19 protein-coding genes and 1 tRNA gene are annotated in these 23362 nt (G+C 44.1%); 8 read left to right on the plus strand and 12 right to left on the minus strand.

Annotated elements, in window-relative coordinates; genetic code table 11:
• Nucleotides 1-174: 174 nt before the first annotated feature.
• The 4 genes from DWY55_RS06645 to DWY55_RS06660 form a co-directional block, all read right to left on the minus strand.
• Nucleotides 175-732, minus strand: a complete 558-nt coding sequence (locus DWY55_RS06645; protein ID WP_057258613.1) for an NAD(P)H-dependent oxidoreductase — start codon at nucleotides 730-732, stop codon at nucleotides 175-177.
• 326 nt (nucleotides 733-1058) lie between these two features.
• A tRNA-Lys gene (locus DWY55_RS06650) sits at nucleotides 1059-1131 on the minus strand.
• Nucleotides 1132-1224: 93 nt separating this feature from the next.
• Entirely contained in the window at nucleotides 1225-2028 is an 804-nt protein-coding gene (locus tag DWY55_RS06655; RefSeq protein ID WP_008664586.1) for an MBL fold metallo-hydrolase, read from the minus strand.
• Between the two features lie 82 nt (nucleotides 2029-2110).
• Nucleotides 2111-3493 (minus strand): MFS transporter, encoded by a 1383-nt coding sequence (locus DWY55_RS06660; RefSeq protein WP_005837133.1) that lies wholly within the window; start codon nucleotides 3491-3493, stop codon nucleotides 2111-2113.
• Nucleotides 3494-3700: 207 nt separating this feature from the next.
• Here DWY55_RS06660 and DWY55_RS06665 point away from each other — a divergent pair, with 207 nt between their 5' ends.
• Nucleotides 3701-4390, plus strand: a complete 690-nt coding sequence (locus DWY55_RS06665; protein WP_005825494.1) for an HAD family hydrolase — start codon at nucleotides 3701-3703, stop codon at nucleotides 4388-4390.
• Between the two features lie 42 nt (nucleotides 4391-4432).
• Here DWY55_RS06665 and uxaC read toward each other — a convergent pair whose 3' ends face one another.
• The gene (gene uxaC / locus DWY55_RS06670) at nucleotides 4433-5839 is read right to left on the minus strand and encodes a glucuronate isomerase (RefSeq protein WP_008664581.1); all 1407 of its coding nucleotides are present in this window, start codon (nucleotides 5837-5839) and stop codon (nucleotides 4433-4435) included.
• Nucleotides 5840-6072: 233 nt separating this feature from the next.
• Between uxaC and DWY55_RS06675 the strand changes: the two genes are divergently transcribed.
• Nucleotides 6073-7134: a substrate-binding domain-containing protein gene (locus DWY55_RS06675; RefSeq protein ID WP_035448524.1), complete on the plus strand. Its 1062-nt coding sequence runs from the start codon at nucleotides 6073-6075 to the stop codon at nucleotides 7132-7134.
• Nucleotides 7135-7173: 39 nt separating this feature from the next.
• The gene (locus tag DWY55_RS06680; RefSeq protein WP_008664577.1) at nucleotides 7174-8622 is read left to right on the plus strand and encodes a tagaturonate reductase; all 1449 of its coding nucleotides are present in this window, start codon (nucleotides 7174-7176) and stop codon (nucleotides 8620-8622) included.
• A 108-nt stretch (nucleotides 8623-8730) separates the two neighbouring features.
• On the opposite strand, the gene DWY55_RS06685 is transcribed toward DWY55_RS06680, so the two are convergent.
• Both DWY55_RS06685 and DWY55_RS06690 read right to left on the minus strand, forming a co-directional pair.
• Nucleotides 8731-9264, minus strand: coding sequence for an FHA domain-containing protein (locus DWY55_RS06685; RefSeq protein WP_005825486.1), 534 nt, complete (start codon nucleotides 9262-9264; stop codon nucleotides 8731-8733).
• Between the two features lie 50 nt (nucleotides 9265-9314).
• Nucleotides 9315-10469 carry an SPOR domain-containing protein gene (locus DWY55_RS06690; protein WP_008664574.1) on the minus strand — a complete coding sequence of 385 codons (1155 nt, stop codon included), beginning with the start codon at nucleotides 10467-10469 and terminating at the stop codon, nucleotides 9315-9317.
• Nucleotides 10470-10702: 233 nt separating this feature from the next.
• On the opposite strand from DWY55_RS06690, the gene DWY55_RS06695 reads away from it, so the two are divergent.
• The 4 genes from DWY55_RS06695 to DWY55_RS06710 are packed head-to-tail and all read left to right on the plus strand — an operon-like array spanning nucleotide 10703 to nucleotide 14829.
• A complete protein-coding gene (locus DWY55_RS06695; RefSeq protein WP_008664572.1) occupies nucleotides 10703-12121 on the plus strand; it encodes a capsule assembly Wzi family protein in 1419 nt (472 codons plus the stop codon).
• Nucleotides 12122-12125: 4 nt separating this feature from the next.
• Nucleotides 12126-12674, plus strand: coding sequence for a dTDP-4-dehydrorhamnose 3,5-epimerase (gene rfbC / locus DWY55_RS06700; RefSeq protein ID WP_008664570.1), 549 nt, complete (start codon nucleotides 12126-12128; stop codon nucleotides 12672-12674).
• 3 nt (nucleotides 12675-12677) lie between these two features.
• On the plus strand, nucleotides 12678-13991 hold the full coding sequence (locus DWY55_RS06705; protein ID WP_005825480.1) for a UDP-glucose dehydrogenase family protein: 1314 nt from the start codon (nucleotides 12678-12680) through the stop codon (nucleotides 13989-13991).
• A gap of 37 nt (nucleotides 13992-14028) precedes the next feature.
• Nucleotides 14029-14829 (plus strand): DUF4738 domain-containing protein, encoded by an 801-nt coding sequence (locus tag DWY55_RS06710; RefSeq protein WP_005837141.1) that lies wholly within the window; start codon nucleotides 14029-14031, stop codon nucleotides 14827-14829.
• Between the two features lie 36 nt (nucleotides 14830-14865).
• Here DWY55_RS06710 and DWY55_RS06715 read toward each other — a convergent pair whose 3' ends face one another.
• Both DWY55_RS06715 and serB read right to left on the minus strand, forming a co-directional pair.
• Complete coding sequence (locus DWY55_RS06715; protein ID WP_005825475.1) at nucleotides 14866-16152, minus strand: DEAD/DEAH box helicase; 1287 nt, start codon at nucleotides 16150-16152, stop codon at nucleotides 14866-14868.
• Nucleotides 16153-16209: 57 nt separating this feature from the next.
• The gene (gene serB, locus DWY55_RS06720; RefSeq protein ID WP_098032623.1) at nucleotides 16210-17436 is read right to left on the minus strand and encodes a phosphoserine phosphatase SerB; all 1227 of its coding nucleotides are present in this window, start codon (nucleotides 17434-17436) and stop codon (nucleotides 16210-16212) included.
• A gap of 276 nt (nucleotides 17437-17712) precedes the next feature.
• Between serB and DWY55_RS06730 the strand changes: the two genes are divergently transcribed.
• Complete coding sequence (locus DWY55_RS06730) at nucleotides 17713-18213, plus strand: thioredoxin-like domain-containing protein (RefSeq protein ID WP_005825473.1); 501 nt, start codon at nucleotides 17713-17715, stop codon at nucleotides 18211-18213.
• 273 nt (nucleotides 18214-18486) lie between these two features.
• Here DWY55_RS06730 and DWY55_RS06735 read toward each other — a convergent pair whose 3' ends face one another.
• Genes DWY55_RS06735 through lon form a run of 3 tightly spaced genes read right to left on the minus strand, consistent with a single transcriptional unit; the run spans nucleotide 18487 to nucleotide 23227 of the window.
• The gene (locus tag DWY55_RS06735; RefSeq protein WP_117878074.1) at nucleotides 18487-19623 is read right to left on the minus strand and encodes an LptF/LptG family permease; all 1137 of its coding nucleotides are present in this window, start codon (nucleotides 19621-19623) and stop codon (nucleotides 18487-18489) included.
• The gene (tgt, locus tag DWY55_RS06740) at nucleotides 19620-20750 is read right to left on the minus strand and encodes a tRNA guanosine(34) transglycosylase Tgt (RefSeq protein ID WP_117878072.1); all 1131 of its coding nucleotides are present in this window, start codon (nucleotides 20748-20750) and stop codon (nucleotides 19620-19622) included. The genes DWY55_RS06735 and tgt overlap by 4 nt, the downstream gene beginning before the upstream one ends.
• Nucleotides 20747-23227 (minus strand): endopeptidase La, encoded by a 2481-nt coding sequence (lon, locus tag DWY55_RS06745; RefSeq protein ID WP_057097906.1) that lies wholly within the window; start codon nucleotides 23225-23227, stop codon nucleotides 20747-20749. Before lon ends, tgt begins: the two co-directional genes overlap by 4 nt.
• Nucleotides 23228-23362 lie beyond the last annotated feature (135 nt).

Here is a 23362-nt window from a genome sequence, read left to right on the forward strand (position 1 = left end):
GGGTGGTATATAACTGCCTAATATAAAATTTCATGTATGAGTTAACACAAGAAATATGCCAACTCATACAATATTTTATTTATTGCTTATAATCAGGATTTTAGAAAAAGATAAAGAGAAAAACAAACATTCAAAAAATGAAAAAGAATGTTCCATTTCGATATGGTCCTACTATTACCAATTATCACTGGAAATGTCTTTCTTCACCAATGCTTCAATTCTTTGCTTATAGCAATTTATCCCTTCTGCTATATTTTTACTAGCTTCCGAGGTCCCCATTCCATAGACTATAAGAGGAGTTTGCCATACCATTCCGGCATGTACAGCACTTGCTTGATAAGGTCTTAACAACTCATCCACCGTAAAACGATTTCTTCCTCCGCTTCTATAAGCATCATGTTCAGAGCCGGCAGTAGTGACCACCATCAATGTCTTACCAGCCACAGCAGGAGTTTTTGCCAGATAAGTAAATACTTCATCCAACCATCTCTTCAATAAAGAAGGAGCCGACATCCAATAGAACGGAAACTGAAATACAAGCGCAGATGCATGCGATATGATAGTGCTCCATATCTCTGCATTAAAAGCATCTTCCACACGCATCTCATATAAATTGTATATGGCCACCTCTCCCATGTCACTAATAGCATCCATCAATGCCTTGTTAGCTCGCGACTCTTTTATATTGGGATGTGTCAGAAGAACCACTACTTGCTTTGAATCTTTATCCATATTGTTTTTCTTTTAGTTTAAAATCATTGATGTGTGTACAAATATACAAAATATAGATATACGAGTAGGAGGAAATAAAAGTTTTCTTCCTACTTTCATTTTCTGACATATATTTTCGAATGTGACGGAAGAGGCGGCAAGCGGGTGAGGGCAAAGGCATAAAAACAAACTTCTGAAGAATTTATTATGCGGACTAACGAAAAATAATGTATCATCCTCATATATATATTTACTAGTGATTCCGTATGAGGAGCTTATACCCATCAAAGCATGTTCTTGTTAAGACAAATTAAAAAAGGAACAACAGTCGTTGTTCCTTTTTTAAGTACACCCTCAGGGATTCGAACCCTGGACCCACTGATTAAGAGTCAGTTGCTCTACCAACTGAGCTAAGAGTGCATTCCTTATTTCTTGTTTGCGGGTGCAAAAGTAGTCCTTTTATTTTATTCGTGCAAACAAAACGGGGTGTTTTTTGCGATGGAATGGGATTTTTTATTCAAACTCGTATAAATCAGAAGGAGTAGTACGCTTCAAAGCACACAACTGTACATCCTTTCCTACGATAATTCCTTTTTCCCTTAATTTCCATTCCACTGTTTTATATGCCAATTCAGGATGATTGTTGTCCTTGCTCAAATGACAAAGCCAAATATACTGTAAATGTTCCGTCATATTTTCCGAAAGAAATTCAGCAGTAGCAATATTACTCATGTGTCCGGTGTGGCTGGTAATCCGTTCTTTCAGGTATTGGGGGTAGGTACCCATGCGTAACATTTCCTCATCGTAGTTGGCTTCCAATATCAGATAATTGGCCTTTCTGATATATTCTGCGGCCGTAGGAGTAATTTCACCAAGGTCTGTAAGAAAAGCAAACACTTTTCCGTCTATCTCAATGCAATAGCCCACATTGTCCGTGCCATCATGAGGTACCTCGAAAGATTCGATATGAAAATCTTCCAACTGCATGGGTTGCTGCTTTTCCAGGTAACGGACAGACGAATATAACTTTTCTGTCATGCAATAGCTCCGGTTGATGCCCTCATGAATCCGGGCGGTTGTATAAATAGGAATATTCAGTTTTTCACCCAATCCGCCTACTGCTTTGATATGGTCCGCATGATCATGCGTAACAAATACCGCACGTATCATTTCCATGCTGATACCTGCTTCTTTCAGTCCTTTTTTTATCGTCCGTACTGCAATGCCGGCGTCGATGAGTATTCCATATTTTTCTGTGCCTATATAATAACAGTTGCCGCTGCTTCCACTGGCAAGGCTTATAAATTTTACTTTCATCCTAATCTCCTTAATTACAAAAAAGCCGTCGCTTTTAAAAAAAGTGACGGCAAATATACAAAAAGTATGCAATATATAAACCTTATGCCTTCTTCTTTTTGTCGATGAATTCGGTAGTTTTGGCAAAAACGAATAATGCTATTGCCGCAACCAATCCTATAACAGCGAAATAATACCAGATATAATGTGCATTGACACTAGCTGCTTCCCACGCTTCGCGGGTTTCAAACAAGACTGGATCAGGACAATATTTTGTCAGAAGCACCCCCGCAATACCGAATCCGAAAATAGAAGAGAGGAATGAATGAAGATGACTGAAACCGAGGTACATACCTTCTTCGCCCTTGGGGGCCTGCAAAGAGAAGTATTCCAGATAACGCGGTGAGATAAAACATTCTGCCAAAGCTTGCACAACAATACCAAACACCATCATCAAAGTAATATTGCTCATGCCGGAAATAATATCGTTGCCCAGCAAATTACCGCATGCCATCAGCAATGCCGATACCGGAATAAGAAACATGCCTATATTCATAGAAGTAATAGCTGTGCGCTTTGCCATCCACCGGGTGATAAAACTTACGCAGCAAACCACTACAAACGGGTTTACATTGGCTATCCACCCCGGTTTGGCTGTTTCACCCGCCATACGGATGACATATTTGGGCATAGTTGCATAGAGCTGTTGCTGCACCATCCAAAAGCCGGTTACGATGAGGATAAGAATCAACAAACGCCAATTAGTGATAATACGCAGAAAACCTTGCCCAATTTCACGCATGCTTTTCCCTTCACCTGCTGTATGTGCCGATTTATACAATAAGATGACAGCCAATAATGCCAGCACCGTCATGGCAGCCGAGAAGTAATTGATATAAATATAAGCTTGCTCACCGATAACATTCCGTAGAGGGTCGACCACCGTTTTTCCGGTAAAAGCTCCTATATTCACCATCATATAGAAGATGGAATAGCCGCGAGCACGGGTAGCCTCTGTTGTTTCCTTAGCCACCGATCCCGATATGATAGACTTGATGAACGAACCTCCTACCATGATAACAAACAATACGGGGACAATCATCCAGCGGTCATTACTATCCGGCAATCCTGAAAAACGGGTTGTCTCGCCATACTCCACCAGACCGGCTGTTTCCAGTAGGGTGGGAAGCAATCCCAAGCCCAAATACCCGATGGAAAGCAGTGAGAAAGCAATAATCATCGACTTTCGGAAACCTATCTTATCGGCATATGCGCCCGTAAAGATAGGCAACAAATAGAGCCCTCCCGAAAACAGACCGGAAATCATGCTTGACTCAAAATCATTGAAACCTAAAATATTGGAAAGATAAATGGTAAGAACAATAAATACAGCATAATATGCCATGCGTTCGAACAGTTCTACTGTACTGCTTACCCAAAAAGCTCTGCTGAAGCCTTTGGAAGCGGGTTGGGGTGATGTCATCATCCTTTTGTACGATTAAAATTTATGTATTAAATGAAAAAATAAATGCAAAAATAGGAAATTAATATCGTGTTTGCAAGATATTAATTTTCTGCAAACACAATATTAATAAGTTGCAGACAAGATATTAACTTCCCATTTATCACTATTTATCTTTTCATTTATATAGAATACTCCGTATCTTTGGACGCTTTTATAAAACGACCATTCATGAAAGATAAAATCGAATTTATAGCTTTTGACGCTGATGACACACTGTGGGAAAGCGAACTTTATATTCAGGAGTTCGAGCACAAATTCTGTAACCTTTTAAGGCAATATCTGCCTGCTTCATCCATATCACAAAGGTTTTTTGAAACAGAAATGAAGAATCTGCATATGTATGGCTATGGGCTGAAGAGCATAATGCTCAGTATGACTGAAACCATCTGCAAAGTGACAGACGGAAACGGGAATATGCATCTTATAGAAGAAGTAATAGGATGGGGACAAGAGCTTCTGCAGAAACCGGTTACACTACTGGAAGGCGTGAAGGAGACCATATCGTCACTTCATGGGAAATATAAATTGGTGTTGGCCACTAAGGGGGACTTGTTCGACCAGAAAAGAAAAATAGAAGCTTCCGGACTGCGAGAATATTTCCATCATATCGAAATTATGAGTGACAAGAAAATCGATGATTACCAGAGGCTGATTGATACATTGGGCTGTCCGCCTGAAAAACTCCTGATGATAGGTAATTCTGTAAAATCAGACATACTTCCGGTATTGGAACTTGGGGGATACGCTGCCCATGTACCATACCACGTGACTTGGGCATACGAGCAACATGAAGGGGAAATACGACATCCCAATTTTATACGATTGGATAGTATCAAAGGAATATTAGATAAGCTATAAGTTATGGGTGAAACTGCATAACTTATAGCTTACTATTGCTTTTTAGAATTGGAAGAAATTCTTAGCGTTATAATAGCTGATATCTTCAATCATCTGGTTTACGCGTTCCATCTCGGAAATAGGAATTTCACCATTTTCTACATCACGGCCTACAAGATTACACAATGTACGGCGGAAATATTCATGGCGCGGATAGGAGAGGAAGGAACGGGAATCGGTCAGCATACCAACAAATCGGCTCAATAAGCCCAGTACAGAAAGGGCATTCATCTGCTTTTCCATACCATCCTTCTGGTCAAGGAACCACCAACCGGAACCGAATTGAATCTTACCGGCAACCGTACCATCCTGGAAGTTACCCAGCATAGTAGCAATGACTTCGTTGGCGCATGGATTCAAATTATAAAGAATAGTCTTGGTCAGCTTACCATTGGAGTTTAAGCGGTCGAGAAATTTAGCCATAGCTTTTGCTGTAGTAAATTCGCCAATGGAATCAAAACCGGTATCAGGACCTAACAGTTTGAACATCTTACTATTGTTGTTGCGAATAGCACCATAATGGAACTGTTGTGTCCAACCTTTCTCCCAATCCATTTCGCCGAACACAACCAGCATGGCCGACTTGAATTTCAGAATTTCCTCCTTCGTCAATCCAGTACCGCCATATACCTTGTTAAAGATAGCCTTAACTTCCGCTCCTGTATAATCCTCGGCATAGAATTCTTCAATTCCGTGGTCAGACAGTTTACATCCTTGTTTCGCGAAAAAATCGTGACGCTTACGCAAGGCAGCAACCATATCGTCAAAGCAGGAAATAGCCACATCGCTCACTTCGGCCAACTTTTCTACATATGCGCGAAAATCGGCAGGAACTTCCACCGCCATTGCCTTATCCGGACGCCAAGTAGGCAACATCTTGATTTCAAAGCCGCTCTCACGTGTCTTGATATGGTATTCCAAGGAATCAATAGGATCATCTGTAGTACAAACCACTTCCACATGATAACGGCGCATCATGCCACGGGCGGAATATTCAGGCTGTTTCAGCTTCTCATTACATTCATCATAAATTTCACGGGCCGTATGAGGATTGAGAATTTTATCGATTCCAAAAGCGGTCTTCAATTCAAGGTGGGTCCAGTGATACAACGGATTACGGAAAGTATAAGGTACCGTTTCGGCCCACTTCTCAAACTTTTCCCAATCTGTAGTATCCTTACCGGTACAGAAACGTTCGTCCACACCATTGGTACGCATGGCACGCCACTTGTAGTGGTCACCTCCCAACCAAATCTCAGTCAGTGACTTAAATTGATAGTCTTCCGCCACCATTTGAGGAATCAAGTGACAATGATAGTCGATAATCGGCATTTTAGCCGCATGCTCGTGGTACAACTTCTGTGATGTTTCCGTTTGCAACAGAAAATTTCCGTCCATAAAGTTTTTCATCTTCTTGTGTTTTAAGTATCTAAAAATATTACTTTCTATTTATTACACCTATATAGTATTGATTGTAAAGCTAATAGGTCGTATAATTGTTTTTAGTTTTATTAACCGTTATCGAACACAAAAGTAGAAATTTTACTTGGAGAAACAAAATAATTCGTATCTTTGCGGCGAATATTTATAATATTTAAGCTTCAGACGTCTCACCTTTACTGCCTTAGGCAGCATACCTCAAGATGGAAAACAAGAACTATACCATTAAAGACATAGCACGCATGTCCGGCGTCTCTGCCGGCACTGTAGACCGCGTACTGCACAACCGCGGAGACGTATCCGTTTCCAGTAGGGAAAAAGTCCAGAAAGTACTCGACGAGATAGATTATCATCCCAATATGTTTGCCATCGGGCTGGCGGCTAAAAAGCACTATCATATTGTCTGCATTATACCTTATTATATAGAACATGATTATTGGTATGCTGTAGCAGCGGGAATTGACCGTGCCGCACAAGAATTACGGCCGTTCAATGTTGGAGTTAGCTATCTGTACTATCGGCATGCGGACAAATCCTCCTATAAAGAAGCATGTGCTGTGCTCCGGGAGGAAAATGCCGACGCCGTACTTGTTGCCCCGAATTTCCGAGAGGAGACCATAAAACTCACTGCTTATTTGGAGGAAGCGGATATTCCCTATGCATTCATAGACTTCAATATTGAACAGACGCATGCCTTGTGTTATATCGGACAAGATTCCAAAACCAGCGGATACATCGCTGCCAAGATTCTGATGCGTAGCTATGAAAAAGGGCAGGAGCTTGTGTTATTCCTGAACAATCAGAAAAACAATCCGGCAGAAATCCAGATGCAACGCCGCCTCGAGGGGTTCATGCAATACCTTTCCGAGGAACATAAGGATTTGATTATCCATGACATTGTGTTGCACAAGGAAGATACTGACGGCAACAGACGGATGTTGGATGCTTTTTTTAAAGAACATCCCCAAGCCGTACTGGGAGCTGTTTTTAATTCCCGTGTTTATCAGGTGGCAAATTATCTGCACGAAAAGGGGCAGAAGCTGGCAGGACTTGTGGGATATGACCTTTTACACAAAAATACAGAGTTCCTGAAAACCGGTGAAGTAACCTTTCTCATCGGTCAACGCCCAGGCCTGCAAGGCTATTGTGGCGTGAAGACTTTATGCAACCACGTGGTATTTAAAAGACCGGTCACTGCAGTGAAATACATGCCCATCGACATATTGATGAAGGAAAACATAGACTTTTACTTTGAGTTTGAATAATCAAAAAATTACATATCAACCATTTAAATCATTTTTTAAATGAAAGCATTAAACAAAGAAACTGCTCCCAAAGCACAACGCCCGGAACGCATTATCCAGTTTGGCGAAGGTAATTTCCTTCGCGCATTTGTGGATTGGATTATTTATAACATGAATCAAAAGACCGATTTTAACAGCAATGTGGTAGTAGTCCAACCCATCGATAAAGGTATGGTTGACATGCTGAATGCCCAGGATGACCTTTATCATGTAAATCTGCAAGGTCTGGATAAAGGAGAAACCATCAACAGTCTGACTATGATAGATGTAATCAGCCGTGCCTTAAACCCCTATACTCAAAACGATGAGTTCATGAAATTGGCCGAACAACCGGAAATGCGTTTTGTCATTTCCAACACGACGGAAGCAGGTATAGCCTTTGACCCTGCTTGTAAGCTGACAGATACACCGGCGTCTTCTTATCCGGGCAAACTGACACAGCTGTTGTATCACCGCTTCAAGACATTCAACGGCGACAAGAGCAAAGGACTGATTATCTTCCCTTGCGAACTCATCTTCCTGAATGGCCACAAGTTGAAGGAGACAATCTATCAATACATTGAATTATGGCAATTGGGTGATGAGTTCAGAGCTTGGTTTGAGGAAGCCTGCGGTGTGTATGCAACACTGGTGGACCGTATCGTTCCAGGATTCCCCCACAAAGACATTGCCGCTATAAAAGAAAAGATACAGTACGATGACAATCTGGTAGTGCAGGCTGAAATTTTCCATTTATGGGTCATCGAGGCTCCGCAAGAAGTCGCCGAAGAATTCCCTGCCGACAAAGCCGGACTGAATGTATTGTTTGTTCCTTCCGAAAAACCTTACCACGAAAGAAAAGTAACCTTGCTGAATGGACCTCATACCGTATTGTCTCCAGTAGCCTATCTGTCGGAGGTAAATATTGTACGCGATGCCTGCCAGCATCCTATAATCGGACAATACATCCATAAAGTGATGTTTGACGAGCTGATGGAAACGTTGAACCTGCCGAAAAACGAATTGAAAAAGTTTGCAGAAGATGTATTGGAGCGCTTCAACAATCCGTTTGTTGACCATGCCGTAACCAGTATTATGCTGAACTCTTTCCCTAAATACCAAACCCGTGACCTTCCTGGCCTGAAAACCTACTTGAAACGTAAAGGAGAACTGCCGAAAGGTCTGGTATTGGGACTGGCTGCCATCATCACGTACTACAAAGGAGGTACCCGCGCAGACGGCACAGAAATCATCCCGAATGATGCTCCCGAAATCATGCAGTTATTGAAAGACCTTTGGGCAACGGGGGACACCCGCAAAGTGGCAGAAGGCGTATTGGCAGCCAAAGACCTTATCTGGGGGGAACACGGAGACTTGAATACCGTTCCAGGATTGACAGACATGATTACCTGCTTCTTAAAATCCATCCAAGAAAAAGGCATGCAGGAAACAGTAAAAGGTATTCTTTAATTCCTATGATTTTAAACAAGCAGACCGTACAAAAGGAGTTTTTATACGGTCTGCTTTATTTATACCACATTTGATGGGAAATAATTAAGTCACAGTTTTCTTTTTTGTCTAAAGGCTTTCCTGCTCTGCTGCCCGCAATATAAAAGTAGTGGCACCAATAGTTACAATGGCTCCATCCTCAATGCGAATACGGTCTTTGTCACCCAAAATTTCATTATTAAGGAAAGTTCCCGTCAGGCTGGGAGCATCGCGTAAGGTATAAATCAACACTCCCTGCTTATTACGCTTTACATTAATGATACAGTGACGCCGGTCCATACTCATATCCGAAGTCTCAATCGGCACATCGATAACATTCCCCACGCAACGCCGGCCTATGATATTGTCACCTTCTTGCAATGGAAGTACCTGCTTAAAACCAAACACGTTCTCAATGACCGTGATGCTGCCAAAAGCCTCTTTAAACTCCGCTTCATCCGGACGTTCTTCCTTTTGAGGGGCTTTCATCTTTGATTTACCTAAACGGATACTGAACTGCTTCTTACACTGGTCACATACAAAGACCAGTGATTGGCCTTCGGTATACTTGGTTTCATCGAATGTTAAGTAATTCTCACATTTGGGACAACGGATACGCTTCATGATAGTTAAAAATTAAAGAATTAAAAAATAAAGCAAGGGTAGATTACTTTCTACTTCTTTAATACCCAAGCGTTCTTATACGTTTCATTCTGGCGAACTCTGTTCAATGCCTGATATGCTTTTGTTTCTGTACCACAAGACTCAATGCTGACACGCATTTTACCATCTCCAACAATTGCTTTTGCATGAGGGTAACCTTTTTCAATCAGTTGCTTTGCCATTGCTTCGGCATCCTTCTCAGTACCTACACTGGCAATGATGACGTGGTATTTCTGTGTAGAGACAAGTGACGGGGCGACAGTCCCTGCTGTGGTCTTTTGAATTTCACTCTTTGTTGTTACAGATGTTGAAGAGGACACTTCTGCCGCCTGCTGCTTAGGCTGAGAAACAACCGGAGCATTCTGCGCGTTAGCTTGGCCCACCTTAACCTCTCTTACGGCAACCGGAACCACCTTTTTCTTTGCCTTCTGCCCCGTGTTTTTTTGAGCCGACGCTTTCGGAGTGTCGGCCTTCCGGCTAACAACAATCGGATTAATGGCAAGGGATTCCTTTTCTATCATCTCAAAAAGTTCATTCGGAAGTAATTGCGCATAATTTCCTTCAACCACTTCCGTATTCTCTATCGGTGTAGACAAAAAGAAAAACAAGGCAACCACTGCAATCATGGCAACCGCATTCGACAAATAGGAACGGTTGAATTTAATCTCAAACCTTCGCTTTTTGTCTTCCGGCACAACTGGAACAGAATAACGGATGGTCTTTTCCATGTACGGTTTCTTCAGTTCCGCCAGTTCCTGCATTTCAAAACTATCCAACCCATATAAGTAAGGAGTGGTTATCTTGTGGTCATAGGGAACAAAGTCATAAATACCATGAATGGAGTAACGCAATTCGCCAATGTTGGGCAAATCCACCTTACCTTCTTCATGGAGAGCAGTGAATATATGCGCCACTTCTTTTTCTACAATCCGCGTAGCATCAGAAAAATCAGTATCATAGACAGCCATATAGGATTGTACAAGTAAGCCGTCATTCATCTTCAGTTGAGGATTGAAACCGATAATACGGGTAGGGGGCAGAAAAACATTCTCTTCCGCTACTCTCATTGCCGGAGTATAATGAGCTACAAATCCTCCCAAACCGGGAACAATGACACAATCGTTCTCCAATAACAATACTTCTATGTGCTGTGCTAATTCAATCATGCTACAAAAGTAGCGGAAATATCGGATATACGCTAGTTTCAGAGCATTTTTCTTATCAACAAATTATGAACATTGCACATTGAAAATGTATTTGAAAAAGGTTTTTTGGCAAGAGAAGGAATTTTTACCGGAAAAATTTCTACTTTTGTACCGTTTAACTATACTCGTCAAGAATAGAAAGACAATTGCCCTCGCAAGAGTATACAAACCTAAACACTTAACAAAAGACTATTATGCGTATTATTTTCTGTCTGATGGTTTTCTTGTTCATAGGAAAGAACACGATGCTGGCACAGCAGCTGTCCTCATTCGTAGAATATGGAGCAGCCCTGCATACCGGTGACAATACTCCTCTTTGGCAGGTCAGCAACCAGCAAGGACTCACTTCGCTCGACAACAATACTTACATACGTGGAGGAATATCCTACAAACACCAACTTGGAAAATGGAAGTTTGAAGAAGCACTGGATTTGGTTGCAGCAGCCGGATTCAGCATGACCTCCTTCATTGTACAGCAGGCTTACGTAGACATCCGTTACAAGTGGTTTGGATTCTTTGCCGGAAGCCGGGAACAGAATTCTCCATTGCTGAATCAAGAGCTGAGCAGTGGCGGCATGACCTGGTCGGGTAATGCGCGTCCCATCCCACAAGTACAGATAGGCATACCCGAGTATGTACAGTTGCTACCCCGTTTAGGCCTGAAAGGAGAAATCTCGTACGGATGGTTTACAGATAACAAATACCAGCGGGAGCAAGTCGGAGAAAAATACTGGTACACCAAGAGTATCAAATACCATCATAAAGAAGGGTTCCTGCGTATCGGTATACCCAAAGGAAAATGGCAACTGGAACTCGGAATGACCCTCGACACCCAATTCGGAGGATACAAGATTGGAGGTTCCGAATCGGGAGACTTGGGCAACGGATGGAAGGATTACGTACGCGTATTCTTCCCCGGCCACGGGCGTGAGGACGGACCGGTAGGTGAACATCTGGCTTTCCAAGGCAATTTTCTGGGTAGCGAATATATCAAAATGACTTATCGTCCTAAGGAAGATTTCTCCATCAGCGCCTATCTGGACAATCATTTTGATGACTTCTCCGCCATGGCCAAACTCAACGGTTGGGATGGCTTATGGGGTGTGGAATATAAATCCAACCATAGACAAGCCATCAACGGAATCGTTATCGAATATCTCCAGACTACCAATATGAGCGGTCCACTGCACGGTTTGCAAAATTCTGTAGTAGGTAAGACCGGAGGAGCCGACAACTACTACAACAACGGTTACTACCCAGGATGGGCACATTGGGGTATGGCGATAGCCAATCCGTTGATAGCATCGCCTATCTATAATAAGGATGGCGATATGAGTTTCAAGTACAATCGCGTTAAGGCCCTGCATCTGGGATGGAGCGGCGACATCAGCAGTGAGTGGAGATATGTGGCAAAATTGTCCCACAACAGAACTTGGGGAACTCCTCATCGTCCAATACCCGATATATTAGAAAATTTTTCTACTTTTGCATCGTTTTACTATATTCCCCGTAAATGGAAGGGCTGGTGCTTCAACGCGTCCCTTGCATTGGATATGGGAGAGATATATGGAGACAATTTTGGATTCCAACTGAAAGTACATAAAACATTTTAAGAAAATGAACTACATACAAACAGAGATTGACGGCGTATGGCTGATTGAGCCGAAAGTATTCCATGATGCCCGCGGATACTTTATGGAAGCATTTAAGGAAGAAGAGTTCCGTGCACATGTCGGAAACGTTCACTTCATCCAGGACAATGAGTCCAAATCCTCTTTCGGTGTATTACGTGGTCTTCATTACCAGAAGGGTGATTGCAGCCAGGCCAAACTGGTACGTGTCATTAAGGGAAAAGTGCTGGACGTAGCTGTCGACTTAAGAAAATCTTCTCCCACTTTCGGAAAGTATGTCAGTGTGGAGCTAAGTGAGGAGAACAAAAGACAATTCTTCATTCCGCGTGGTTTTGCCCACGGTTTTCTGGTGCTGAGCGATGAAGCTGTCTTTACATACAAGGTAGACAACGTATACGCACCACAATCCGAGGCATCCATCCGTTTTGACGACGAAGCCATCGGTATTGAATGGCCCGTTGCTACGGAACAGCTTCTATTATCAGATAAAGACGGACATGCCGTATCGTTCAAGGATGCGGTCTATTATGAATAAAATATGAAAATAGCCATTGTCGGTACAGGATACGTCGGTTTGGTAACCGGAACCTGCTTTGCGGAAATCGGTGTCAACGTTATTTGCGTAGACACGAACAGTGAAAAGATAGAGTCACTGAAAAAGGGTGTTATTCCTATCTATGAAAATGGACTGGAAGAAATGGTTAGCCGGAATGTGAAAGCAGGACGCCTACAATTCACCACGTCTCTGGAGAGTTGTCTGAATGAGGTGGAAGTGGTATTCAGTGCCGTAGGTACACCACCCGATGAGGATGGAAGTGCCGACTTGAGCTATGTGCTGGAAGTTGCCCGCACCATTGGACGCAATATGCAGAAATATGTGTTGGTGGTAACCAAAAGTACCGTTCCCGTAGGTACTGCCAGAAAAGTGCGGGCTACCATTCAAGAAGAACTTGATAAGAGAGGGATGAACATTGACTTCGATGTCGCTTCGAATCCCGAGTTTCTGAAAGAAGGTAATGCTATCAACGATTTTATGAGTCCCGACCGTGTAGTGGTGGGAGTAGAGTCCGAACGAGCCAAGAAGATAATGAGCAAGCTCTACAAACCATTCCTGCTGAACAACTTCCGTGTCATCTTTATGGACATCCCTTCTGCAGAAATGACAAAGTATGCAGCTAACTCCATGCTTGCCACCCGCATCAGCTTCATGAACGACATTGCCAATTTGTGCGAATTGGTGGGAGCGGATGTAAACATGGTGCGCAGTGGTATCGGTTCGGATACCCGTATCGGACGCAAGTTCCTCTATCCGGGGATAGGTTACGGCGGTTCATGCTTCCCTAAGGATGTAAAGGCACTGATTAAAACGGCTGAACTGAGCGGCTACAAGATGCGTGTACTCCATGCAGTAGAGGAGGTGAACGAGAAACAGAAGAGTATCTTATTCGAAAAGTTGCAGAAGCATTTCAATAATGATTTGGAGGGAAAGACCATTGCCATTTGGGGGCTGGCCTTTAAACCCGAAACAGATGACATGCGTGAAGCCCCGGCTCTGGTATTGATTGACGAGTTGCTGAAGGCCGGTTGTAAAGTACGTGCCTACGACCCGGCTGCCATGAACGAATGCCGACGCCGCATAGGAGAAAGTATTTATTATGCGACAGATATGTATGATGCTGCGCTGGATGCAGATGCACTGATGCTGGTGACCGAATGGAAAGAATTCCGCCTGCCTTCATGGGCAGTCATCAAGAAAACTATGGAGCAGCCGTTGGTATTGGACGGACGTAACATTTATGACAAGAAAGATATGGAAGAACAAGGTTTCACATATCATTGCATCGGAAAATAAAGTTGCAGAAAAAAGAAAAGAAATAAATAGGGACGTTATGACAATAAAAGGAAGTGCGATTCTCATTGTACTTGTTGTCTCATTGGCCTCATGCAGCAACAGACAAACAGGAGAGGTTTCCGTAAAGGAAGACCTCATTGCAAAACAACTGTTACAAGGCATCTGGGTGAACGATGAAACAGAAATGCCGTTGATGCGCATCGAAGGGGATACGGTATATTATGCCAACCCGCAAAGCGCTCCCGTACCTTTCAAGGTTGTTCACGATACAATCTACATATACAGCAATGAACCGGTGGCCTATAAGATAGACCGTCAAACGGAATACAGCTTCTGGTTCCACTCGCTGGCCGACGAAGTAATTAAACTGCATAAATCAGAGAATGCGGAAGATTCTTTGGTTTTCACCAGTCGAGAAGTGGAGGTCATTTCTACTACTCCGGAAGTGATAAAGAAAGACAGTATCGTAACATACAAGAATACAAGATATAGGGGATATGTATATATCAACCCTTCAAAGATGAAGGTTTTCAAGACTTCCTATTCTGAAAATGGAATCAGTGTGGACAATGTGTATTATGATAATGTAATCCACATCTGTGTATACGAAGGGAAGAAGATGCTTTATGGCCAGGACATCACTAAAAAGATGTTTGCGGATATATTCCCTGCCGAAATGCTGGACCAGGCCATTCTTGCCGATATGAATTTCATGGGTGTGGATAGTAAGGGGTACCATTATCAGGCAACCCTCGGCATACCCGAAAGTTCCGTATACAATTTGGTAAATATGATTATTGGTTTTGACAATACAATGAACATAGAAAAAGCGGAATAAATCCGCTTTTTCTATTTCTTTTCTTCACCACAATGTTTATTTCTTCTCGCCGCCATTCTGTGGACGTTTGGCTCTGGGCTTTCCACCTTTACTGTTGTTACGGCCGTTCTTGTTTTCTCCTGGCTTACGTCCGTTTCCACGGCCGCCCCGTCTTCCTCCGTCAAATGCTCTCGGCTTGTATTCGGGGGCTTCGCCCAGCTCCTCGGGAACCGGTATTTTATAGATGTCCCTATCCAGGAATTTTTCGATATTCTTAAAGTTCCCCTGCTCCTTTTCGGAAACGAAAGTGATGGCTACGCCGTCATTATTGGCACGCGCCGTACGTCCGATGCGGTGCACATAATCTTCACTGTCGTGGGGAACGTCATAGTTTATCACCAGACGGATGTCATCGATATCAATACCTCTCGCAACGATATCTGTAGCTACCAGGATATTGATACGTCCTGCCTTGAATTCGTACATCACTTCTTCGCGCTGTGCCTGCTCTAAATCGGAGTGCATTTCACCAACGTTCAGTTTCATCTGCTTCAAGGCTTTGGTCACTTCCTTCACTTTCAGTTTGGAAGAAGCAAAGATGATGACGCGTTCCGGCGTCTCCTCTGCAAAGAGGCTACGGATGATGCCCAGCTTCTGATTCTCGTAGCAGACATAGGCTGCCTGCACAATCTTTTCCGCTGGTTTGGAAACCGCCAACTTCACTTCGGCGGGATTGTTCAGAATGTTGCCAGCCAACTGTTGTATCTTGGCAGGCATGGTAGCAGAGAACATAATGGTCTGCCGCTCTTTAGGGAGAAACTTGACAATCTGCATAATGTCATCATAGAATCCCATATCCAGCATCCGGTCTGCTTCATCCAAAATAAAATAAGAGACACGCGAAAGGTCTACATAGCCAAGACTGAGGTGGGCTATCAGACGTCCCGGAGTGGCAATGACAACATCTGCACCCAATGTCAAACCTCTTTTCTGCTGTTCGAACAGAACTCCGTCATTACCGCCATACACTGCCACACTGGAAACCGGCATGAAGTAGGAGAAGCCCTCCATCTGCTGGTCTATCTGTTGTGCCAACTCACGGGTAGGAGCCATGACAATGCAATTGATAGCATCGGCAGGGTGTCCACCTTCTGAAAGCTTGTTCAATATAGGCAACAAATATGCAGCTGTTTTTCCCGTTCCGGTTTGTGCCACCGCTATTAAATCTCGGCCTTCAAGTATAACGGGAATTGATTGTTCTTGTATGGGGGTGCACTCTTCAAAGCGCATGGCATCCAGTGCCTCCAGCACATTGCCATTCAAATGTAGTTCTGAAAACTTCATGTATCTCTTTTAAATTTGAGCACAAAGATAGGACTTTTTTTTGAATGTACTAATGAATTAATGGATATCAATGTATGAATCCTTGAAACCTAAGAAGTAAAGTACCCCGTCCAAACCAATGGTGTTGATGGATTGCTTGGCATTGGCAACTACTTTGGGCTTTGCATGGAAAGCGATTCCAAGGCCGGCAATTCCCAGCATGGGCAGGTCGTTGGCACCGTCGCCCACAGCAATAGTCTGCGCAATATCCACTTTCTCCACCTGAGCTATCAAACGCAGCAACTCTGCCTTACGCTTACCGTCGACTACATCACCGAGATAGCGGCCGGTCAGTTTGCCATCCTCTATTTCCAACTCGTTGGCATACACATAGTCTATACCGTACTTCTTCTGGAGGTACTGCCCGAAGTAGGTAAACCCTCCCGAAAGAATAGCTATCTTGTAACCGTATTTCTTCAAAACATACATCAGGCGATCCACACCTTCCGTAATGGGAAGATTTTCTGCAATCTCCTGCATCACGGACTCATCCAATCCTTTCAGCAAAGCCACTCGTTCGCGAAAGCTCTCAATGAAATCTATCTCACCACGCATGGCACGTTCGGTAATGGCCTTTACCTGGTCGCCCACACCTGCACGTATGGCCAATTCGTCAATTACTTCTGTTTCAATCAGCGTAGAGTCCATATCGAAGCAAATGAGGCGGCGCATCCGGCGGTACATATTGTCCAACTGGAAAGAGAAATCCATTTCCAGTTCGGTTGCCAGTTTCATCAACTGCTCTTGCATGGCAATACGGTCTTTCGGAGTGCCACGAACGGAAAATTCGATGCAGGCGCGTGTACGCGATTCGCATTCGTCCAGCGGGATACGCCCTGTAAGGCGCTTGATGGCATCGATATTCATGCCTTGCTCTGCAAGAATACGGGTAACGGCAGATATTTGACGGGCAGACAACTTACGCCCCAATAAAGTAAGAATATAGCGGTTCTTTCCCTGCATATTCACCCAATCCTCGTACTCTTTGGTAGTAATGGGGTAGAAACGGACAGTCACTCCCAGGGAGGAAGCCTTGAAAAGCAGTTCCTTCATAATGAACCCCGAGTGTTGTTCTTCCGTCTTGCACAAAATGCCCAACGAAAGAGTATTGTGAATATCTGCCTGGCCAATATCCAGAATGGTAGCATCGTATTTAGCCAGAATTTCCGTTACGGAAGCTGTCAGTCCCGGACGGTCTTCACCCGTAATACGTATCAGGATGAGTTCAGTGTTCAATGATTGCATAAGTCATCTTTTTGATAGAATAATAGGCTACAAAAGTAAGGAAAATTCCCGCTATTTATGCTAAATAACATAAAAATATGACTTTAAAAAGTAAGAAAAATGCTTGTTTATTTGGAAGTTTGTTTAGGAATTACTTACCTTTGCACCCGATTTCAGAATTAAAAGCTTTGATTATCAGTATCTTTATCACTATTCAAGGCTTTGACAAGACGATGTTCCGGGAAGAAATCACTGTTGAAGGACAGTCCCGGATAGTATTAACCAAAACCGTGCCGCATGAAATATGCAAAATGGATTTTTGTTGTATTACTAATAAGTTCCTTGACTTCTTTTGTAGAAAAAGACAAACCTACCGGAGGTTTGAATGTGGGTGACATGGCCCCGGATTTCAAAATCCAAACCATGTCGGCAGAGCAATCCCAAACCGAACTTTCAGACTTGAAAGGAAAGTATGTATTGCTCAGTTTTTGGGCAAGTTACGACGCGCAGTCCCGGATGCAAAACGCAAGTTTGAGCAATGCGCTTCGCTCTACTGCCCGCAACAATGTGAAGATGGTTTCAGTTTCATTCGATGAGTATCAGTCAATCTTTGAAGAAACCATCCGTAAGGACCAAATAGTTACGCCCACTTGTTTCGTGGAAACTAAAGGCGAATATTCCGGCCTCTTTAAGAAATATCGCTTAGGCCGCGGATTCACTAACTATTTACTGGATGATAATGGTGTAATTATTGCCAAAAACATCTCTGCTGCAGAACTTTCCGCTTACTTGAATTAAGCTTGCTGATGCCCGGTGCATACAACAGCAACTTAAAAAACCTGTAAGACGAAAGTGAGGGTGTTCCCTAGAAACCGACGTCTCTTTCCGGCAAAAAAGGGAACAGAACAAAAGAGGAAAATGAATACAACAAAAAGCCCCTCCCGCACTTGTACAACGCAAAAGTGGGAGGGGCTTCTTATTTTAATGGGCTTCCAGAGACAAACATCCTAAACCTCTGCTTTAGTACGCCAAACCTCAACTTGAGCAAGCTGAAGTAGAGGTTTAGAATGCTTATTTCGGCGCTTTCCTATATAGATAGAATGCAATGAAGGCATACATTATATTCGGTATCCACACAGCGATGATCGGAGGCATGTTGCCGTTCACGGCAAATGTGGAAGCAATGGTCTGAAACAGAATATAAGAGAAACTCAATGCCAAGCCGATACCTAAATGCAATCCCATTCCACCTTTCGTTTTCTTGGAAGACAAAGACACTCCAATCAGCGTCAGGATAAAGGAGGCAAACGACATGGCAATGCGTTTGTGGTACTCTATCTCAAATTCCTTAATGTTGGCAAAGCCGCGTTGCCGCTGCCTGTTGATGTACTCGCTTAGCTGAGGGCTGGTCAACATCTCCTGCTGGTTCTTCATAATCAGGAAGTCGGCAGGCTCCATAAAAAGGGTAGTGTCTATGCGGTCACCCTTCGTGATACTCTCCTTCATGCCATCCATCTGGCGAATCATATAATCCTTGATTTTCCACTTATGCACGGCCGTCGTGTCGTAGGTAATGGAACGGGCTGTAAGGTGGGAGACCAGTTGCTTGTCATTGAACTTGTCCAAAGAAAAGCGATAACCGGTCTTGCTGTAGTCTTCAAAACGTTCGATATAGGCAATTACCCCCGAATCCACTTCCAGCTGGATGTTCCGTGCCGTATTCGCCTTACGGGGTTTGTAGTACTTGTCCTCAAAATTGATACGTGTCACACTGCCTTTGGGAATGACATAAGACCCGAGGCAGAACGTCACTACCGCAATGATTGCCGCAGATACCATATAAGGACGCAACATACGCTTGAAACTCATTCCCGTAGAGAACATGGCAATAATCTCCGAGTTCTCCGCCAGTTTGGAAGTAAAGAAGATTACGGCGATAAATACAAACAGCGGACTGAACAGATTGGCAAAGTAGGGGATGAAGTTCAGATAATAATCAAAGACAATAGCATTCCACGGCGCTTCATGAGACATGAAGCGGTCCATCTTCTCGTTGAAGTCGAACACCACCGCAATGGAGATAATCAATGCGATGGCAAAGACATATGTACCCAGGAACTTCTTAATAATGTACCAGTCCAGCCGCTTCAGGAATTTACCTCTCGGCAGCTTTATATTCTTCCATATCCTCCAGTTCATTTTTCTCATAATCTTGTCGATACGCGTTTCACCATCATCGGTTTCCAGGTAGCAAAGTCGCCTGCAATGATATGCTTACGTGCCTCGCCTGCCAGCCACAGATAGAAAGCCAAGTTGTGGATAGATGCTATCTGCATGGCAAGCAGCTCTTGTGCATGGAACAGATGGCGCAAATACGCCTTGCTGTACATGGTATCCACGTAGGAGGCGCCATCCGCTTCAATGGGAGAGAAATCCATCTCCCATTTCTTGTTGCGCATGTTCATGATGCCGTCTTTGGTAAACAACATCCCGTTGCGTCCGTTTCGGGTAGGCATCACACAGTCGAACATATCGACACCGCGTTCAATGCCTTCCAGGATGTTTACCGGAGTCCCGACTCCCATCAGATAGCGAGGCTTGTCTTTGGGAAGAATACCGTTCACCAGCTCAATCATCTCGTACATCTTGTCTACGGGCTCGCCCACAGCCAGACCGCCAATGGCATTACCGTCAGCACCTTTGGAGGCAACAAACTCTGCCGACTGCTCACGGAGGTCGCGATAGACACAACCCTGCACAATAGGGAATAAGGATTGCTGGTAGCCGTACTTAGGTCCCGTTTCATTGAAACGCTTGATACAGCGGTCCAGCCAGCGATGTGTCAATCCCAGTGATTTTTTGGCATATTCGTAGTCCGAATCCCCCGGAGGACATTCATCAAAGGCCATCATGATGTCTGCACCGATAGTCCGTTCTATATCCATCACCTTCTCCGGTGTAAAGATATGCTTGCTACCGTCGATGTGTGAACGGAATTCCGCACCTTCTTCGCGCAACTTGCGGATACCGGACAACGAGAATACCTGGAAACCGCCGCTGTCTGTCAGCATAGGACGGTCAAAGCCGTTGAACTTATGCAGTCCACCGGCTTTCTCTATCACTTCCAGTCCCGGACGCAGATAAAGATGATAGGTATTACCCAATATAATCTGCGCCTTTATATCCTCTTTCAGCTCAGGCAGATGCACGCCTTTCACTGTTCCCACTGTACCTACCGGCATAAAGATAGGTGTCTCAATCTGCCCGTGGTCAGTAGTAATCAGTCCGGCACGTGCATTGGTCTTGCTGTCTGTATATTGTAACTCGAATGTCATTCCTCTTTCTTTTCGGTCTTTTCTTTCTTTACGGACAAGTCGATGGCATCGGCTACTTTTTCATCAGTCAGCGCAATGGCAAACACTTCCTTAATATCTTTCACATAGTGGAAAGTCAGTCCTTTCAGATATATATCCTGTATCTCTTCTATATTCTTGCGGTTCTCGTCGCTCAAGATAATCTCCTTGATACCGGCACGCTTGGCAGCCAGTATCTTCTCCTTGATGCCTCCTACCGGAAGTACCTTACCGCGAAGTGTTATCTCTCCCGTCATGGCAAGATTGGCCTTCACCTTTTTCTGGGTGAGGGCAGAAGCGAGGGAGGTAGCCATCGTGATACCGGCAGACGGACCGTCTTTCGGAATGGCGCCTTCGGGCACATGGACATGGATGTTCCAGTTATCAAAAATCTCTTCGTCAAGATTCAGCAGGGAGGCATGCGCCTTGATGTATTCCAATGCCAGCATGGCCGACTCTTTCATTACATCACCCAAATTGCCGGTCAATGTCAAACGTCCACCCTTGCCACGGCTCAGGCTGGTTTCCACGAAAAGTATTTCACCACCTACGGCAGTCCACGCCAGACCGGTCACCACCCCTGCATACTCATTACCCTGATACTTGTCCCGGGTATATTCGGGTGCACCCAGGAATTCATACAAGTCTCCCGGTTTTATTTCGGTCTTCGCAAAATAACCGTCCGTAGCATATTGGCGTGCAGATTTACGGAGTATCTTTCCGATTTTCTTTTCCAGTTCGCGCACGCCGCTCTCACGGGTATAATTCTCTATAATGGCTTCCAGTGTGTTCTTCGGAATCTTGATATCATTCTTTTTCATACCGTTTGCCTCCAATTCCTTCGGAACCAGATGGCGGCGGGCAATCTCAATCTTTTCTTCCGTGATATAGCCGCTTACCTCAATCAGCTCCATACGGTCCAGCAACGGTCCGGGGATGGTATTCAGATTATTGGCAGTAGCGATGAACATCACTTTGGACAAATCATAGTCCACATCCAGAAAGTTATCATGGAATGTAGTATTCTGTTCCGGGTCGAGCACTTCGAGGAGGGCAGAGGAGGGGTCTCCCTGGCGGTCGGCACTCACCTTGTCTATTTCATCCAGAATAAATACCGGATTGGAGGAGCCTGCCTTTATCAGATTCTTGATAATCCGTCCCGGCATGGCACCGATATAGGTTTTACGATGACCGCGAATCTCAGCTTCATCATGCACGCCTCCCAGCGACATACGGATATACTTACGCTTCAAAGCGGCAGCAATGGAACGCCCCAAAGAGGTTTTTCCCACACCTGGAGGGCCATACAGACAGATGATGGGGGACTTCATATCGCCCTTCAGCTTTAATACAGCAAGATGTTCCAGAATGCGTTCCTTCACCTTCTCCAAACCATAATGGTCTTTGTTCAGTGTCTTTTCTGCATTGACAAGGCTCAGATTATCCGTCGTATAAATGCCCCACGGCAAACTAAGCATCGTCTGCAGATAGTTCAGCTGCACGCTATAGTCGGGAGACTGGGGATGGGTACGTTCCAACTTATCCACCTCTTTCAGGAACGTAACCTTCACCTCATCATTCCATTTGATGGTCTCCGCCTTCTTACGCATCTCCTCTATTTCCTGCTCTTGACCGCCGCCACCCAGCTCATCCTGAATGGTTTTAATCTGCTGCTGCAGGAAATACTCACGCTGCTGCTGGTCTATATCCTCACGTGCACGCATCTGGATAGACTCTTTGATTTCGGCAAGCTGCACTTCACGATTCAGAATCTCAAGCAGGCGGTAGGTACGCGCCCGCAAAGAGTCGATACGGAGCAGTTCTATCTTTTCGTCTTTCTTGAGTGGCAGGTTCGTACAGATAAAGTCTACCAAAAACATTGGATTGGTAATGTTCTTGATGGCAAATGCCGAATCCTGCGGAAACATATCGGATGACTTGATGTAGCGTACTGTCAAGTCTTTACACGCCTCTACCAATGCATGGAATTCCTTGTCATTCTTCTCCGGAAGTTCTTCATTCAGCGTAGCTATCCGTCCCTTCAGATAAGGAGTCGTATCCGTAATCTCCTTCAGTTCCATACGTTTGGAGCCTTGCAGAATGACGGTAGTTGTCTGGTCTGGCATTTCAAGCACACGTACTATCTTGGCAACTGTACCGATGGTATGTAAATCCTCAAACAGAGGTGTCTCTGTTTCAGCCACCTTTTGGCATACAACAGCTATATAAGAATTTTTCTTTTCTGCTTCACGCACCAATTTGAGGGAAGATTTTCTTCCTACAGATACCGGCATAAACACCCCAGGGAACAATACCATATTTCGGAGAGGCAATATCGGTAAAACCTCTTCTACCTCAATGTCCATCAATTGTTCTTCATTCCCCTCAAAATCAGCAATTACAGAGAAAGCGTTTCCGCTTCTATCTTCGACATCACTCAGGTAATTTCTTTTCTTCATTTCTTTCTTTTTAGTTTATGTCATATTGGCAGGCCAATAAAGCGCCTGCAAAGTTAAGCTATTTCTTCATAAATAAACGTTCTTCACCCTTTAAAAAGACAAAAACAGTGCCAATTTTATGACAAATATGCAGGC

The sequence above is a fragment of the Bacteroides sp. AF25-38AC genome (genome assembly GCF_003602995.1).
GTDB classification, from domain to species: Bacteria; Bacteroidota; Bacteroidia; order Bacteroidales; family Bacteroidaceae; genus Bacteroides; species Bacteroides uniformis.

Bases quoted from the DNA above. Each gene is read 5' to 3' on its own strand.
- DWY55_RS06645 (WP_057258613.1), bottom strand. From the start codon at position 732: ATGGATAAAGATTCAAAGCAAGTAGTGGTTCTTCTGACACATCCCAAT.
- DWY55_RS06655 (WP_008664586.1), bottom strand. From the start codon at position 2,028: ATGAAAGTAAAATTTATAAGCCTTGCCAGTGGAAGCAGCGGCAACTGT.
- DWY55_RS06660 (WP_005837133.1), bottom strand. From the start codon at position 3,493: ATGATGACATCACCCCAACCCGCTTCCAAAGGCTTCAGCAGAGCTTTT.
- DWY55_RS06665 (WP_005825494.1), top strand. From the start codon at position 3,701: ATGAAAGATAAAATCGAATTTATAGCTTTTGACGCTGATGACACACTG.
- uxaC (WP_008664581.1), bottom strand. From the start codon at position 5,839: ATGAAAAACTTTATGGACGGAAATTTTCTGTTGCAAACGGAAACATCA.
- DWY55_RS06675 (WP_035448524.1), top strand. From the start codon at position 6,073: ATGGAAAACAAGAACTATACCATTAAAGACATAGCACGCATGTCCGGC.
- DWY55_RS06680 (WP_008664577.1), top strand. From the start codon at position 7,174: ATGAAAGCATTAAACAAAGAAACTGCTCCCAAAGCACAACGCCCGGAA.
- DWY55_RS06685 (WP_005825486.1), bottom strand. From the start codon at position 9,264: ATGAAGCGTATCCGTTGTCCCAAATGTGAGAATTACTTAACATTCGAT.
- DWY55_RS06690 (WP_008664574.1), bottom strand. From the start codon at position 10,469: ATGATTGAATTAGCACAGCACATAGAAGTATTGTTATTGGAGAACGAT.
- DWY55_RS06695 (WP_008664572.1), top strand. From the start codon at position 10,703: ATGCGTATTATTTTCTGTCTGATGGTTTTCTTGTTCATAGGAAAGAAC.
- rfbC (WP_008664570.1), top strand. From the start codon at position 12,126: ATGAACTACATACAAACAGAGATTGACGGCGTATGGCTGATTGAGCCG.
- DWY55_RS06705 (WP_005825480.1), top strand. From the start codon at position 12,678: ATGAAAATAGCCATTGTCGGTACAGGATACGTCGGTTTGGTAACCGGA.
- DWY55_RS06710 (WP_005837141.1), top strand. From the start codon at position 14,029: ATGACAATAAAAGGAAGTGCGATTCTCATTGTACTTGTTGTCTCATTG.
- DWY55_RS06715 (WP_005825475.1), bottom strand. From the start codon at position 16,152: ATGAAGTTTTCAGAACTACATTTGAATGGCAATGTGCTGGAGGCACTG.
- serB (WP_098032623.1), bottom strand. From the start codon at position 17,436: ATGCAATCATTGAACACTGAACTCATCCTGATACGTATTACGGGTGAA.
- DWY55_RS06730 (WP_005825473.1), top strand. From the start codon at position 17,713: ATGAAATATGCAAAATGGATTTTTGTTGTATTACTAATAAGTTCCTTG.
- DWY55_RS06735 (WP_117878074.1), bottom strand. From the start codon at position 19,623: ATGAGAAAAATGAACTGGAGGATATGGAAGAATATAAAGCTGCCGAGA.
- tgt (WP_117878072.1), bottom strand. From the start codon at position 20,750: ATGACATTCGAGTTACAATATACAGACAGCAAGACCAATGCACGTGCC.
- lon (WP_057097906.1), bottom strand. From the start codon at position 23,227: ATGAAGAAAAGAAATTACCTGAGTGATGTCGAAGATAGAAGCGGAAAC.